A 15,322-nucleotide genomic window follows, 5' to 3' on the forward strand; every position below is an offset into this window, starting at 1 on the left:
TACTTTCTCGTTTGCACACTTTTGTGTGCTCCCTCACGTAAGATTCGTGCATTAGCTAGCGTAACCTTTGGGTATATTTCAAAACTTAGGTGCTTGTACCTAAAGCTCCAATCTTTTGTACCACCAAATGTACCACTATAATTCGGACTTTCAATGAATGTTACCGAACGAAAAGCCACAAAAAAACCCGATAAAGCCATAATTTAGGCCTTTCGGGTTTCTTATCGGTTCTTACAGAACCTTAATATGGCGGGCTGTTATGGAAATAATTCGAACCAAATTTTCGATATTTTAGCTGAGTGGAATGAGTATTTAGAACTGAATTGTGCAGATATATATAAAAAATAAAATTGGTTGCAGGAGGGCTATATCATCTTATTCTTGCAGATGGCTTAAAGGAACTTTCTAATAAACATAACTGCCGCAAGCGGGCGAGGTATTAATGTGTTTTCGCGCGCTACGTATTTTTCAACTTCAGTTTATCTTCCACTAGCGCCAAGGAATTAAACCCTAGGTGTTCAAAATGTTTTGGGTGGTCAACTTGAACAGCCCCAAACATTTTGAATGGGGCTGCATGAATTTTCTATGACGTAAACTCTTTTATTTTTCCCTTAGAAAAGAATCGGTATAGGCTCGGCACAACAAACAGAGTAAGTAACGTAGCGGTTAATAAGCCACCAACAATTACACTAGCAAGTGGTCTTTGAATTTCCGAGCCTATCCCATCTGATAGCAACATTGGAATCAAACCTAATGCTGAGGTAATAGCAGTCATTAAAACAGGCCGTAAACGCGACGTTGCTCCATCAAATATAGCTTCTGATATTGCAAGTCCGCCTTTTATTCGTTGATTAATACTTTCCACCATAACAACGCCATTGAGTACAGCAACACCAAATAAAGTAATAAAGCCGACAGAGCTTGGAACCGATAAATATTGGCCTGAAAGGTATAATGAAAATACACCGCCGATAACCGCTAATGGGACATTGAGCAGAATCAGCATCGCTTGTCCTGCTGAGCCAAACGCAAAGTACAGAAGTAACGCTATCAGAGCCAAAGATAGTGGCACAACAATAGAAAGGCGCTTTTGCGCTCGCTGCTGGCTTTCAAATTGACCTCCAATGGATACGGAATAACCTGCAGGTAAGTCAATTTCAGAAGCTATTGTTGCTTGAATATCTTCAACAACACTTCCCATATCACGACCTTGCACGTTGGCTTGAATGACCACCCTCCGTTGCACGTCATCACGTCTAACCTGCGGAGGGCCTGACTCAAAGGATACGGATGCGACATCTCCAATTCGCACCCAAGCTCCTGTAGGGGAACGAAGCCTTATATCTGCAATTGCTTCGCTATTCGCTCTGAATTCTTCCTGAAGTCGCACGTAAATATCATAGCGTTCGTTACCATTGATAATTTGACCAGCCTCAACACCACCAATTCCGTCTTGAACCACTTCCATAACATCACCAACCGACAAACCATATCTAGAAAGTTCAAGTCGATTAGGCGCTATAACCAGTTGTGCTTCACCTGCAATTTGCTCAAGCGCAACGTCCTTTGCTCCGTTAATCGATTTAATAGCCGTTTCTATCTCTCGCCCTTTGTTAGCCAGCACCTGCAAATCAGAACCAAATAGTTTAATTGCAAGTTGTGCTTTTACGCCTGATAACAACTCATCTACTCGAGTGGCAATAGGTTGCGAAAAATTAAGCAATAGTCCTGGGAATTCTTCCAAAGAGCGTTCCATTTTATCCTGTAGCTCATAGCGATTAGATGCGCTTGTCCATTCAGAAACAGGCTTAAGGCCAACGTAAATCTCAATATTATTTACTGGCTCAGGATCGCCCCCAATCTCTGCTCTACCAATTCGGCTTAGAGCGTAAGTTACTTCTGGAAATGCCATTAACTTTCTTTCCAATACAGGAGCAACCGAGAGTGCCGTTTCTAAGCTGGAAGAAGGCGCGAGTGTTACCCTAAGATTGATAGTCCCTTCCTCCAATTCTGGTACAAACTCAGAGCCAATGTGTGGAAGAACAGCTACTGCTGAACCAACTAGTGCTAATGATACTAAGACAACAAGTCTAGTTTGCTTTAAAGCAATTTTTAATAACCTTCGATAAAAAATATCGATAGGTTTCAAAATCAGACTTTCTCTTTCTTTAATGCCATTTCTAAACATGAAAGTGGCAAGTGCAGGGACAATAAATAAAGCAACCACAATAGCTGATGTTACAGCTAGCATTATGCTGACAGCCATTGGCTGAAATAGCTTTGCTTCTACTCCCTCAAAACTAAATAGAGGTGTAAAGACAACGAGAATAATAGACGCCGCAAAGAATATTGGGCGAGCAACCTCTTTACCCGCAAGTTTTAACTTTTGCTTAGTTGCATCACTTGCTTCATGACTGTGATTTTCCAGTTGTCTATTCAGGTGTTTAAACATGTTTTCAACCATGACAACTGAGCCATCAACTAACATCCCAATGGCGACAGCTATTCCACCAAGTGACATTAAGTTAGCTGAAATTCCTAACCAAGCCATGGCCATCAATGCGATACCAATTGAAATTGGAATTGAAATAAGCACTAAAAATGTGGCTCTTAAGTTCATTAAAAATAGAGCCAATACAATGGTAATGAAGATAAAGGCTAAGGTAAGTGCTTTAACAACGGTTGCCACCGCTTTTTCAATTAAATCTGCTTGGTCATAAAAAGGTTCAAACCTTACACCTTCAGGTAATGCCTGATTTATTAGATTGGTTCTAGCTCTAATACCGTCTATCGTCGTTTTGGTGTTCGCCCCCATGCGTTTTAATACAATGCCAGATACCACTTCACCTAAGTTGTCAACGGTGCCATTGTCGGCTTTACGTGTCATGGTCACAGCACCTTGTCTGATCTCAGCACCAAGTTCTACCATAGCAACATCAGATACAGTGACGACAACACCATTAAGTGTTTTTATAGGTACGTGCTGAATATTAGCAATACCTTTCTCACCGCTTTCAAACCAGCCAGTACCGCGAACAACAAGTTGTTCTTGCCCTCGATTCACATACCAACCACCAACGTTGGTGTTATTACTTTCAAGGGCGAATACGACGTCTTCTTGAGTTAAGTCGTAAGACAATAGTTTGGAGGGCTCGATATTGACCTGATATTGACGAACATTACCACCAAATGACAATACATCTGTTACGCCATCAACAGGCATAATTAACAGCTTAATAATCCAATCATTAATGCTTCTAAGTGCCATAGAGTCATATTTATTGGTATCTTCAGAGATCAAAAGATATTGAAATACTTGCCCTAAGCCTGATGTATTAGGCCCCATTTCAGGGATTCCAACTCCACTAGGAATAAGCTCTTTTGCAGCCTGTAAGCGCTCAAAAACCAATTGCCTAGCAAAATAGATGTCTGTCCCTTCATTGAAGACTACCGTTACACCTGACAAACCTGTTTTTGAAATGGAGCGCACTTGTTCTACATCTGGCAGTGCATACATCACAGCTTCTATTGGGTAGGTGATTAGCTGTTCCACTTCTTCAGCAGCTAGGCCTGGTGCTTCGGTATTAACAACGACTTGTACGTTTGTTACGTCTGGAAAGGCGTCTAAATTCAACTTAGGTATGGTCATAACAGCACTTGTAAACAGTGCAACCAACGCGATTAACACAAGCAATCGGTTTTCAATAGACCAATCAATCATTCTATTTAACATGAGTGGCCTCCTTAGTGGTTGTGCGGATCAAATCCGCCTTTAGCTATCTCGGAGGCAACAAAAAAAGCGCCGTGTGTTACGACTTTGGCGCCAAGCTCAATACCAAAAATTTCTCGATACTCTCCAAATGCTCGACCTCGCATAACTTCAACAGGTTTAAACTCGTTGGGGTGGTCTTCAATAAATACCATCCAGTCTCCATCACTGCTCCTTATCAGCGCTTCTTCTGGTACAGCTAATACTGCATTGTTCGATTCAAACTGAAAATAAACTTTTGCAAACATACCAGAGTGCAGTGTATGCCCAGTGTTGTTAACAGATAATCTTACAATTCGGGTACGAGTAATGGGGTCAATCGTGTGAGCTTCTTGTATTACTGAGGCTTGATATTTGGTGCCATTCAAATCAATGAGGGCTGGACTCCCTAATCCAAGCTCTAGTTTTTTGTTTGGGGGGATGTTGGCTTCTATCCAAAGCTCGCTTTCATCGGCAAGTAACATAATTGTTTCACCAGCTTCAATGCGCTGACCTTGCATAAAGTCGTCCTGCAAAACCACACCGTCACGTTTAGCAATTAATGCATACTGTCCAAAAGTTGAAATGTCTTGCTGCGATAATTTTTTAATAGCTTTAGTGGTTAAACCAAACGCAACCAATTTACCGTACGCTGCCTTATAGGTATTTTCGGTTTCAACAAGCGTGCGCTCGCTGATTGAATTGTTGTCAAGTTTTCTAGCTTGGTTCCAGTCTGATGAGGCAATTAAAAAGTCCGCTTGCGCTTGCGCCATTGTCTCACTGAACAAGGTAACCAATTCTTGTCCAGCTTTTACGTGGTCGCCTAAGATTGCATGGCGATCAATCACCACAGAGTCAGTACGAGGAGAAACAATGTAACTCTTATAGCCATTTGCTTTAACTTCTCCCGGAGCGTAAACAGTATTTAAGTGTTTATGTGGAAGCAGTGCTTTGACTTTAATGCCCGCTAATTTAATTTTTTCAGCGCTTAAAGAAACCCCTTCTTCATGTTTGTCTTCGGTGTGCTCACTTTCAGAATGCTCATGTGTATGAGAATCTTCTTTGACGGGCTTTTCTGATTCATGCTCGTGTGAATGTTCGCTATGGGTAGTTGCATTTCGACTTTCACTAGCTAAAGCTGTGTTTATCGAAATTACACCAATAATAACCACTAGGGTCGCGCCTACGGTTCTTAAAATAATATTCATAATTACTCTTTACTTTTTGTTAGACCAAATTGTGACTGCACAAGAATGTGCGTGTACGAAGCAAAGTTAAGCTATGGGGGGGCGATACAATTTACTTGAAATACCAAGGGTTGACAGCGTCAACTTGTCAAAATTTTGTGAGTGGTTTAATGACAAATTTAGTAAAAATACGGTTGCCATAATCCAGTTGGTGTGGTTGCCACTGCAATGTCCACAATGATGACAATCATCTAAATCATGCTCTTGATCACTCTGGACTAAATGATCAGCTTTGTGATCATGCACGCTTTGCAAATGCTCAACGTCTAACTGATGAGTTTCTAAAGTCGCAGATACAGCAACAACCGATTGTAAAACAATCAATATTATCAATAGCATTTTTATTGCAACGTTAGTGTTCAAAACTTTGTTCTCATTACTAGACGGATGTAAAATAACAAATTTATCGGTGTAAATGTAAGCTTGTTTCTCAGCATTGGTATTAATCACCTCTGCAATATCATTAGACCATTACACAATATCACTTACTGTATCAACCATGGTTACTGTACTATTTGTGAGTTGTCCAGCCAATGAACTTAAAAATGGTAAAAGTTACATTTAGAAAAAGCATTCAGCCAATCCACCTGCTCTTTTTACGAGCATGATGGTAAAATCCTCTAAAGCCAACGCCTAACCCCTTGACAGTAATCAATATAGCTTTTTCCGTACTGCTCATTTAAGTGGTCTTCTTCCATTGTCACTTGAACCTGAATTAACAGAATGTCAAGAGCAAGCGTTACTAGAGTGATTGCGTTAGGTAGAATTAAAAAATAGCCGAATGAGATAATAATAATACCCACAAAAATGGGATTTCTGGAGTATTTAAACAAACCTTTTTGAATAAAGTCAGTTTTTTGATCGTGATCGATGCCGATTCGCCAAGAAGCGCCCATTTGAGATTGAGCGAGCACAACCCAAATGAACGAAAATATTAATAACCCTAAGCCTACCCATTTAAAAATAGTATGGTTAACGAGACCTATAGGTCCCATCAATAAGTATTGTGTGGGGAAAAGCACGTAAACAACATAGATAGCAATAGGTAGCAGGGGTAAGTATTTAAAATACGTCGCAATAATTGCTTCTACTCCAGATTTTTGGTTTAGTTTATATGCATTACTTCCAATCTGCTTTGATACCTTATAGTTTCGCCAGATAACGGCGATACCAAAAAACAGTAAAAAATAAACAAGCAAAAAATAACTAATAAATTGATGCATTTTATGTTTCCTCCAACTCTAATTATGTTGACTGCTATAGTTGTCGCTGTGTTTTTTCAACTTGCTCATGATAATTGCTGTTTCTCAGCTTACTGACATTGATGTTTATTAGATGGCGAATTATCGACTGATAGAACCAACGTTTTATCCCTGATAAGTTAGTGCCTTTGTCGCTGTAAAACTCATCTGGTGAGTTATATAATCCAAAATCATCATGAATACCTTCCTTTTGAATGTAGGTATCTTTTCCAGTCCATTCAGTCTTTGGTTTTGCTAAGCATTTCGTTGCTATGCCATAGCCACAAAAAGACTGTTGGAATGTACGAAAGCGGTTCTGAATTGCACTAAGATATGTATCATCAAGAATGAAACCTTCTAGATTAATCCATCTATTTTCGTAGCAAACTTCAACCCAGCTATGGATAATATATTTAGGTGCTAGCCAAAACACGTAAGTAGGAATAGCGCCTTTTTGAAGCTGCTGGTCAATCGTAAACCCATGAAACCTACATTCAATATTAAGTGCCCGTAGTAGAGCCATCAACAAGTTACCTTTGGTATTACACTGACCGTAGCCATCGGCCAAAACTTCGCTAGCAGTGATATCATCACTGCGGTTGTAGCCAAACTTGATCTCATTTTTAACAAAGTTATAAGCAGCACCTATCTTGCTGTAATCGTCTAAGTTCAGCCAACGTCTTTCTGTAACCAAACGCTGAATGGTATCGTCATTAGAGTTAAGTATCTTAGTTTCTGATAAATGGTTCTTGTTCATAATTACTTGCTCTTACGCAGCTTTACTTTTCATAAAACAACTATAGAATCTATAGTTACTATAGAGTCAAGTCAGGTTTGAATAAATATGAAAATAGGTCAGCTATCCAAGGTTTCTGGCTGTTCCATACAAACAATTAGATACTACGAAAAGGAAGGATTACTTAATTCCCCTAACCGTAGTGAGGGCAATTTTCGGCTATATGACAAGAGGGCGCTAAAAGAGTTAGAGTTTGTTAAACACTGTCGAAGCCTTGATATACCTTTATCGGATATTAAGACCCTACTTGCTCTTAAAAATAAGCCTGAAGAAAGCTGTTCTTCAATCAATAACCTAATCGCAAATCAGCTTGATTTAGTCAACAAACGCATCAAGGAATTGAGAGTATTAAAGACGGAGCTTCAATTAATGAAGAAAGCTTGCTCCACTGACAATACGGTTGAAAGGTGCGGAATCATGAAAACGCTAAATGATTAATTGAAGCTCGATGTCCGCTATTCACAATCCAAAGCAGTTACAATAAGTAAACAGAGCTTAGTTTAGTTTAGTTGACTTAATTGAATTGCTTAGTGCCTCGTCCTAGAAAATGCCATTTCTTCAATCATATCCCGCAAAGCTTTCTCCACTGGTAGAAGGTCGTCATTGTTGATGAGCTTTTGGATGTAGTTGTCGTCCTCTGCGTAATCCATTAAGAAGTGTGCAACTGAGCGCAAATGCTGCCTGTATTTTTTAATCTCTTTTTGCTCATCATTCATGACGCGTACGACTTTCTTTTAGAGTTCCAATGTAAAGTATAATGCTTGTACTTCGTCTGCCTGAATACAGAGATATTCCAGCGTTTGATGCTCAGATGTGTGACCAAACGCTACCATAAGGACAGGAATTGATGCGTTGCCGTGCATACGCTGTTGGTACCCCCATGTTTTGCGTAAGGTGTGTGAGCCTGTGTTTTCGGTTACACCGACCAGTCTGCACCATGACTTTACCAGTCTGTTCAATGTTGATACGCGAATAGCGGAACGTGTTCTTTGAGACAGGAAAAAAGCACATTTAGGCTCATGCTTTCGGGGATGTTGTTTTAACCAGAATTGAATGGCGGCATAGCTGGCTTTATTAATGGTCACTGCGCGGTACTTGCCTGTTTTGGATTGTTTAACTTCTAAACGGCTCCCGACTTTTAAATTAGCAACCTGTTTTATTTTCAAAGACAGTAATTCATTGGCGCGAAAAGCGGTATTAATACCAAAAACAAAGAGGCAGTAATTGCGAGGTTGGCTCTTAAGATTAGCTTTGATGGCTGCAATCTGTGCCAGCTCACGGATGGGGTGAACTTTAATAGCAGCGCCCTTTTGAGGGTGGTTGGTGTTACGCGCCGTCATGGCATTGAACTTTCTTTACATCTGCGAGAAAAAAGGCGCGATACCAACTTTTATTTAAAAGTTTGCATAATACTCACATCCCTTAATTGACGAGGCATTTGGCTTATCACCATCCATGTATTATGTGTCACAAATCCATCTGTAACCCGCACTCAGTGTACCAATACCAACAGCTAAATATAAGTTAAGTTTTTTTACCAGTTATTTTCTGTTTTTAGCCTTTTTTATTGTGGATATGGGGGATGTGTATGCAAATGAGAGAACAGCTAAACCAGATATGCGTACGCAACTTGGCGCAAAAATATTACGCGCTGCGAAACAAGACCTATCATTGTCTGACGAGCAAAAACTTTCAACTCACCGATGTAAAATGCTTCACGATTACGTTGATTTTAAAGACGCGGCATTTGGTCAGGCGATTGATTATTCGTGCAGAAACTTGGCGGTAGGCATCACATTTCATGCAGGAAGTGATCTAGGGCGTTACACACCTGAAAACATCATACAAGCCCTAGAAATGAAGTTTAAGGAACAATTCATAAACGCCAAGGTGTTTGTAAAGCAGCAACATAAAGGCGGCTCTGCTGTTGCATTTTTTATTAATGGTCAATCATACACAGCAAATTGGATGACTATTGTTGACGCACTGAATACTGTTCAAGACACCTCTAATGAAGCAAGGTTAATCTACCTAAAGAACAAACAAATCACACCGCAACAACTCGGCAAGTGGGTGAAAGGTTCCGAGCCTGAATATTCAAAAGTTAGAGCTATGTTAGATTGAATCCAGCAAGTGCGTTATCTAATTCACTTGCGGTGATGTCATGCTCACTTATATCGGAACGCTCTGGCGCTAACTCCGCAGTTCTATTGCTGGCAAGTTTGATGTCATTGTCTCTCTGAGTGGCGGCTACTTCCTCATGTTTATCTAACCACTGTTTAAAGTCAGGGTTGGCATACACATCGGCAGGGTCAATAGAGCCATCTTTGATGCCATCATTAATCGCTTTGGCGGTGGCCTTTTCACGCTCTTTCGGGTCTTTAATCTGTGCAAGTTTTTTGCAAGTTTCTTCGTCCAAGAATTGAGCTGCAAAATCATCGGCAAAGTGTTGGCCGTATTTCTGTCTCATACTGTCGGAAATTGCGTCTAATTGTCTGGATAGCTCACTAAGCAACAAAATATCGTTCGTGGCTTGTTGCTGCCTTCTCAGTGCCAGTGCGGCCGCATCTTTACGACCATTAGTATTAACTTGAAGGCCGCCAATACTGGCGGAATCATCACCTTTCATGCTGGCTTCAATGAAATAATTTTGACGCAGTTCTTCGATGCTTTGACCAGAAGGCGTTTGGCGGGATACATCGAACTGCTTCGTTAAGTCACTTGCCATGAGAACACCTCATAGCCATTGAAAAACCTACCCCTATAGGGGTATCCGCTTTAACGTAGTTAAAGCGGATATTTTTAATAGCTTGCTGTTGTCTGAATCTGTGCATTAATCCTATATCGCCCCATCGCCCCTTTGTCCCGCCCGACCATTAGCAAAAGCCAAAAATCGACACTTATAGTGTATGGAAAATGGATTAAGAAGTGGTTAAAACAAACTCAATTGTTCCTTGATGGGTATGGTGCGACGCATATATTCCTGTTTTGCCGCATCATTTAGCAATTGCGCTATGAAGTTAGGTAAGCCGCCCATTGTTTCTACAATATCTTTGTTTGCCTTATGAATAGCGCCTTTGATAAAGCGGCTGGGCAAAGCCGATGTTTCGTCAACTTTAATACGCATCGTAAACGAGGAGTTGAACCCATCCAGTAGGTAGTGCTTATCAATTGACACTGTAACGCGCTTATTGTGCCACTTTTCTTTAAGTACGGTTTTCATCGCTGCCCCTCCTATGCGTTATCGCTGGTTAGACTGCGGCGAGAAGGTTTAACAGGCTTGGCACTGCCGTATGTATCGCGTATCTCATCCATGCTGTAGCTGCCACGACTGGCGCTTTTCCAATTCTCAGGACGGAAATACCAAGATTTTTTCTTAGATGCGAATTTAAAACCTGCTTCTTTTAATAACGTTTTATGCTTGAAGGTTTCACCAGATACCCATAGCCATGCCCCGCAGATTTCAAGGGCTAACCCTTCAAGGTCAATAATGATGTTGAGGGCTGCACTTAACGCCTCACTGTAGTTTTGTGTAGTTTCACTTTGCCTGTCTTCAGTTGGAATTTCGCCGCTAAACTCTTTCAACACATCAAAGGCGGCATTGATGATTTTCATCATCTCTGCGCCTGCAGGGTTCTTGTCTGGATGGTATTTAAGGGCTGCTGCGCGATAAGCCTTTTTAATATCCTGCTTGGTCACGTGTCCGCTTAATCCCAATAAATTGGCTGCATCTGTAATCTTCATGTTTTTTGCTCCTAATCTTGGCTTGAGGTTCATCGAGCGCTTTTGGCGCTGCGCATGTTCCTCTGCCGACTAGGGCGACTAAGGCGGGGGTGAAAAAATCAAGAAAAATTGCGGAGGGTCACGCTGGCGGGAAACCGTCATTATTCTTGATTTTGAGCAAACAAGACTGCTCCAGAGGGCGTTACGGGATACTTCCCGTTAAAAAGGGGTAGCGGAAAACGCTTGCGGTTGCAGTGAGGGGAAGGCCTTCCCCTTTAATGTAATAAGCCTTCTATTTATCAATCCATTGGTGAGCCTGAGTTTATCCCTAGCGATATTGCGCCCTCGCTAATCCCACTCTTGAACTATCCACAATTGTGAACCTCTCCCAGTGCTGGGCGAGAGAGGTTCACAATCGTTGCGAGCCTATAGAAAATCGGGAATATTTTCATGGCGCTGTCACCACACTTCAATTTGCAATCCAAAACACAAAGTGAACTTAAAGGTCTCTATGCTGAATTATTCAATCAGGCTGGCAACCAAAATTTGAGCAAGCAGCAGCGTGAGCAATGCTATTCAATGATGCATAAGCTCAATTTGGAAATCGCTGCATTTTAACAATATGGCATCCAAGGAACGTCCTTGGTCATGATTAACCTCTGAGGAGGTTACGTGCATACAATCTTCGGAAGGTTGTTCGATGTGATTTCAAAGAGAGAGCGAAGTCTTTCTTTGATGGATGATAAAACTGCGCCACACAGTTTTTGATGCGCAGCATCACATTTTTCTTATTGAAGAACGGGAGCGATCCCGTGATTGAAATTAGTAAAAACCAAAAGTGGACGTAAACGGAGTTTGCTCCCAAGCTCGCCCCTTGGCTGAAATGAGGTACGAATGTAAGACAAGGGGACAGCTTGCGCGGAACGCAGAAACAGCCTGCTTTAGTTTCTTATCTGGCTCTTTTAGGTGGTTTCAATACCCAGCTATTATCACGGCTATTAAATATTTTTGCTGCGGCTTTATTATCTTTCTTTAATTCATTAATGCTTTTAAAACAGTTCATCTCTTCTGTCATAAATTTGTATTCTGCTTTTGATTTTTCAATTTCAGACATGTCTTCAAAGTCCTGCTTTATAAACAAAGCTACTGACGAATAAGGGCTTCGGAACTCCCTACCACTTTCGCGCTGATTTAACGATGAAATGACACCGGTAAAATCAGTCAAACCGAAATCTTTGTCTAGTCCATTGCACATTATAAGAACACTATCTGAGCGAGCCTCAGCAATCTCCATTTCTTCCCTAATTGTTTTCTTGGTTATCTTTTTTTGCACCTGTTCATTTAAGTCATGGTCTGGCATTTCACCACTAATTGATTTTGTATCAAGCTCAAATGTGAAATATCCGAATTTGTTCTCACACATTGGAATGAACTTCCCGCGATATTGATAATAATCCCCACCGCCCATTGTTAGGTTACGCATATTAAGCTTGGCACGTATCACTCCTTTTTTACCACCAGAGGCTACAACATGAGAAATTCTCAATGCCGACTTAAAAAAGTAGCGTTTATTTTTTCCTATGTTTACAGGGTAATAAACCGCATAAACACCTCTATAGCCTTCTAAATTTTCCTCTGCTTCATCATAACTTTTGAGGTGGACAGAGCCTTGACTTGGTGCAGACCAGAGCACTTCGTCTATTGCTTTGAGAACGGCAATACGGTCAACGACTAGCTCTCCATGCTCATTTCTCACATAACAATCCTCACTAATATCACAACCCTCACTATAGGTTTTACCATCTTTCATGAGGCAATACCCCAACTTTAAAGCGAAGCTGTAGACATCATCATCTGTGCCTGGCTCATTTAAAAAGTCTGTTTTACTTAGCTGGTCTAGTTCTGCTAGATATGGATATTTAGGGGTTTTATCGTCTATACATTTTGCTTCATATAAGTCTTCACTGAATTTGATTATTTTTTTGATAGAAGTTTCTGATGGCCGATTTTTTTTGTGGCTTAAGTCCTTAATCAAAGTAATACCAAAAGCACGAGAAAAATACTTATCAGAATAAGTCCTTCTATTCGTTGCTAGGTTGGCGTTTTTATCTATCCCTGCCTTTGCCGCATGCCAATACGCGTTATAATGTTGGAGCAACGCATATTTCCTTCTCAACGTTTCACAAAACATAAAAAAAATCCTTAATTTCTGGTGAAAAACTTGGTGAATTCAGCAAGTTTTTTATGCTAAATGAATATCGTTCTGAAGTCAGGCAAAACCTTACTAATTGACTTTACAAAAATCAGATAACCCCTTTAAATCTATATTTCCAGAGCATGGGAAGAAGATGCAAGGCCGCGTTTTTTAAAGCGCGACTTGAGTTGACGTGATAATCCGGAGTGGCTTTGTGCATCGATGATTTTGCAGGCGGATATATTAAGTATTTTATCTGCCGAATGACTATCGTAGGTCTCGTTTAAGGATACTGCTTGTCGGAAAAGAAGACGCAAGTGACTTTTCTGTTGGGCGTTGAATTTACAGCTCAATGAAGGAAGAACAGCATTTTTAACGTGTAGCTTAATGTAGTTGCATAAGATATGCGGGACGATTGAGTTATGAGTGGGATCTGAAAAGGTAAAATGGGAGGCGCATCTTAAAAGAAAGCGAGTTTCCTCTCTAATATTCCTGAAGCCAAATAATCGATTTTGTCCATATGACACTGCTCTTCTTTCTTGTTATGGGTGGTAACCGGGTTACCTGTCAATTAAATAGTTTTACGGAAAATTACAAGAAAAAAATGGAACCTCATTAGCATTTAAAAATGCTTGGTCTTAAAAATTGATAAAGCTGGAGTTAGGACAGTGGAGAATTTCTTAAAGAATGACTTGCCCTTTAGCGTAGAGCAAGTAACAGAAAAAATAGGATTTGTAATTCAGGGAATGAAGTGTGGGCTCTTTACTGAGGTAGGATTTAGGCGCGATATAAACTATTACCTTGAGCATGCAAGAAACAGATTAAAGATAAGCTCTGCCATGTGCAGGGAGGTGACAAAAAACGCGCTTTTTCTTTGGAGAAAAAATCCGGAACAAGCACACTTGAGAATGACGCGATTGCAATTTAACGTCATTTGTTTTGTCTTGAGAGAGAGGACGGCATACCTTGAAACCTTTCCTCGCCCCGACAGCGCAATTCGCAGAATAGATAGGGCTAAAGGGGCAAATGATTGTATTTTTGAGCTATCTGAATTGGTTGGTTTTTATACAATTTCACGTTTTTCTGCAATTGATAACGACAAGATTGTAGAAACAATAGCAAAGTTGGAATTAGACAATAGTGGTGAAAAGCTGCTTTATTCGGAAGCGACTTGCTATCATCTCCCCGGCGCAAAAAAAAACTATAATAAGCTTTATTTTTGCTTAAGGGGAGAGGCGTTCGTTACTAATTCAGGGGTGCATATACACGCATTTGATGAATGCGGCTACTCACAATATTACATGTTGTTGGTAGGGAAAATGCGAGGTAACGTAGTATTAATGCAAGGCTCGAATAATGCTAATTTCAGTGTTGTGAGGGAATATCAAGTTTGCAATCGCGCGATTTTTGAAAAGATAGATATAAATAGCTACCCTCAACTTTTGAAGATGTGGAGAAAAATTAGAGGGCTAAAAGACGTGGCTCATCTGGATGAAAAAATCACCATGCTATTACCGGATGGGCAGCCTGAATTTAGAGTAATTTATTTTTAGTTAACACTCATGGACGAGTTTTGCTTTCAAATACGCTCCAGTAAATATTTCGTTCTGTATTCGCTCCACCATTCCATTTGAATAATCAGCTTTTCCCGAGAAGCGCACACGCTTCTTTCAAACTTACCCATCAACCTAAAGGTCGCTATTTGCGAACTTTAGATTGACATATGCGAACTCACGAATTATCCTTGGGTTGAGTCGTTTTATCTTACTGGAGGCATTATGTCTAACGAAAAGAAAAAACGGGACTCAGAGAAGCAAGAGGAAGAACAAAGTTTTCTGGGAAAGTTGAAGTCAATTTTAACATTCCCAAGAGTACTAAGAATTTTGCTTTGGTGGCTGCTAGATGATGATTCTAGTAACTAAATGATTTGTCCTGTGTCGGCCCTTCGGGGCCTTATCAGGTCGCTAGTAATAAGAGGTATTATATGAGTACATGTATGTTTTTAGATAGCGAATATATACTTTTTGATGAGACAGAGAGGGTATTTGGTATGCTAAATGAAGCGTTAAAATCAATTCGTGTATTTCACAGGCTATCTCAAAATGATCTGGCAAATCGTTTAAATGTTAGCAAATCTTATGTTTCCGAGATTGAAGGAGGAAAGAAAAACATAACTATGAGTATGTTAAAAAAATACGAAAGTTGTTTTGATATACCTGCTTCTTCGATTGTCGAACTTGGGGAGAAAATGGAAAATAGAAAAAAACTTCCAAAACATAAGAAGCTAATAGTTGACATCATCTCTTGGCTATCAAAGGAGGTTTGAATTATTTAAAGTTAAATTAATAATAAATTCAAACCAGAATATTAAAT

Annotated in this window: 16 protein-coding genes; 5 read left to right on the forward strand and 11 right to left on the reverse strand. The window is 40.2% G+C overall.

Annotation, left to right across the window (positions count from 1 at the left end):
• Positions 1 to 583: 583 nt before the first annotated feature.
• From EOK74_RS17025 to EOK74_RS17045, 5 genes are all read right to left on the reverse strand, one after another.
• Positions 584 to 3,733 carry an efflux RND transporter permease subunit gene (locus EOK74_RS17025; RefSeq protein ID WP_133471312.1) on the reverse strand — a complete coding sequence of 1,050 codons (3,150 nt, stop codon included), beginning with the start codon at positions 3,731 to 3,733 and terminating at the stop codon, positions 584 to 586.
• 11 nt (positions 3,734 to 3,744) lie between these two features.
• A complete protein-coding gene (locus tag EOK74_RS17030; RefSeq protein WP_133471313.1) occupies positions 3,745 to 4,956 on the reverse strand; it encodes an efflux RND transporter periplasmic adaptor subunit in 1,212 nt (403 codons plus the stop codon).
• 66 nt (positions 4,957 to 5,022) lie between these two features.
• Positions 5,023 to 5,358 (reverse strand): hypothetical protein, encoded by a 336-nt coding sequence (locus EOK74_RS17035; RefSeq protein ID WP_133471314.1) that lies wholly within the window; start codon positions 5,356 to 5,358, stop codon positions 5,023 to 5,025.
• Positions 5,359 to 5,615: 257 nt separating this feature from the next.
• On the reverse strand, positions 5,616 to 6,218 hold the full coding sequence (locus EOK74_RS17040; RefSeq protein ID WP_133471315.1) for a methyltransferase family protein: 603 nt from the start codon (positions 6,216 to 6,218) through the stop codon (positions 5,616 to 5,618).
• Positions 6,219 to 6,252: 34 nt separating this feature from the next.
• Complete coding sequence (locus EOK74_RS17045) at positions 6,253 to 6,993, reverse strand: transglutaminase-like domain-containing protein (RefSeq protein WP_133471316.1); 741 nt, start codon at positions 6,991 to 6,993, stop codon at positions 6,253 to 6,255.
• An 87-nt stretch (positions 6,994 to 7,080) separates the two neighbouring features.
• Between EOK74_RS17045 and EOK74_RS17050 the strand changes: the two genes are divergently transcribed.
• Positions 7,081 to 7,470 carry a Cd(II)/Pb(II)-responsive transcriptional regulator gene (locus EOK74_RS17050; RefSeq protein ID WP_133471317.1) on the forward strand — a complete coding sequence of 130 codons (390 nt, stop codon included), beginning with the start codon at positions 7,081 to 7,083 and terminating at the stop codon, positions 7,468 to 7,470.
• 89 nt (positions 7,471 to 7,559) lie between these two features.
• On the opposite strand, the gene EOK74_RS17055 is transcribed toward EOK74_RS17050, so the two are convergent.
• Together EOK74_RS17055 and EOK74_RS17060 are read right to left on the reverse strand one after the other, a co-directional pair.
• The gene (locus EOK74_RS17055) at positions 7,560 to 7,748 is read right to left on the reverse strand and encodes a hypothetical protein (protein WP_133471318.1); all 189 of its coding nucleotides are present in this window, start codon (positions 7,746 to 7,748) and stop codon (positions 7,560 to 7,562) included.
• Between the two features lie 18 nt (positions 7,749 to 7,766).
• A complete protein-coding gene (locus tag EOK74_RS17060; RefSeq protein ID WP_133471319.1) occupies positions 7,767 to 8,372 on the reverse strand; it encodes a tyrosine-type recombinase/integrase in 606 nt (201 codons plus the stop codon).
• Positions 8,373 to 8,616: 244 nt separating this feature from the next.
• On the opposite strand from EOK74_RS17060, the gene EOK74_RS17065 reads away from it, so the two are divergent.
• Positions 8,617 to 9,156 (forward strand): hypothetical protein, encoded by a 540-nt coding sequence (locus tag EOK74_RS17065; protein WP_133471320.1) that lies wholly within the window; start codon positions 8,617 to 8,619, stop codon positions 9,154 to 9,156.
• Here EOK74_RS17065 and EOK74_RS17070 read toward each other — a convergent pair.
• From EOK74_RS17070 to EOK74_RS17085, 4 genes are all read right to left on the reverse strand, one after another.
• On the reverse strand, positions 9,143 to 9,760 hold the full coding sequence (locus EOK74_RS17070; RefSeq protein ID WP_133471321.1) for a hypothetical protein: 618 nt from the start codon (positions 9,758 to 9,760) through the stop codon (positions 9,143 to 9,145). The two genes, EOK74_RS17065 and EOK74_RS17070, sit on opposite strands and share 14 nt — an antisense overlap.
• A 204-nt stretch (positions 9,761 to 9,964) precedes the next feature.
• On the reverse strand, positions 9,965 to 10,255 hold the full coding sequence (locus tag EOK74_RS17075) for a hypothetical protein (RefSeq protein ID WP_133471322.1): 291 nt from the start codon (positions 10,253 to 10,255) through the stop codon (positions 9,965 to 9,967).
• 11 nt (positions 10,256 to 10,266) lie between these two features.
• Complete coding sequence (locus tag EOK74_RS17080) at positions 10,267 to 10,776, reverse strand: J domain-containing protein (protein ID WP_133471323.1); 510 nt, start codon at positions 10,774 to 10,776, stop codon at positions 10,267 to 10,269.
• Between the two features lie 928 nt (positions 10,777 to 11,704).
• Complete coding sequence (locus tag EOK74_RS17085; RefSeq protein WP_133471324.1) at positions 11,705 to 12,946, reverse strand: hypothetical protein; 1,242 nt, start codon at positions 12,944 to 12,946, stop codon at positions 11,705 to 11,707.
• A gap of 671 nt (positions 12,947 to 13,617) precedes the next feature.
• Here EOK74_RS17085 and EOK74_RS17090 point away from each other — a divergent pair.
• The 3 genes from EOK74_RS17090 (at position 13,618) to EOK74_RS17095 (ending at position 15,275) form a co-directional block, all read left to right on the forward strand.
• Positions 13,618 to 14,502, forward strand: coding sequence for a hypothetical protein (locus EOK74_RS17090; RefSeq protein WP_133471325.1), 885 nt, complete (start codon positions 13,618 to 13,620; stop codon positions 14,500 to 14,502).
• A gap of 225 nt (positions 14,503 to 14,727) precedes the next feature.
• Complete coding sequence (locus EOK74_RS20875) at positions 14,728 to 14,871, forward strand: hypothetical protein (protein ID WP_166638797.1); 144 nt, start codon at positions 14,728 to 14,730, stop codon at positions 14,869 to 14,871.
• Between the two features lie 74 nt (positions 14,872 to 14,945).
• Complete coding sequence (locus EOK74_RS17095; RefSeq protein ID WP_239024149.1) at positions 14,946 to 15,275, forward strand: helix-turn-helix domain-containing protein; 330 nt, start codon at positions 14,946 to 14,948, stop codon at positions 15,273 to 15,275.
• Positions 15,276 to 15,322: the final 47 nt, after the last annotated feature.

Source organism: Paraglaciecola marina (assembly GCF_004360155.1).
Taxonomy (GTDB): domain Bacteria; phylum Pseudomonadota; class Gammaproteobacteria; order Enterobacterales; family Alteromonadaceae; genus Paraglaciecola; species Paraglaciecola marina.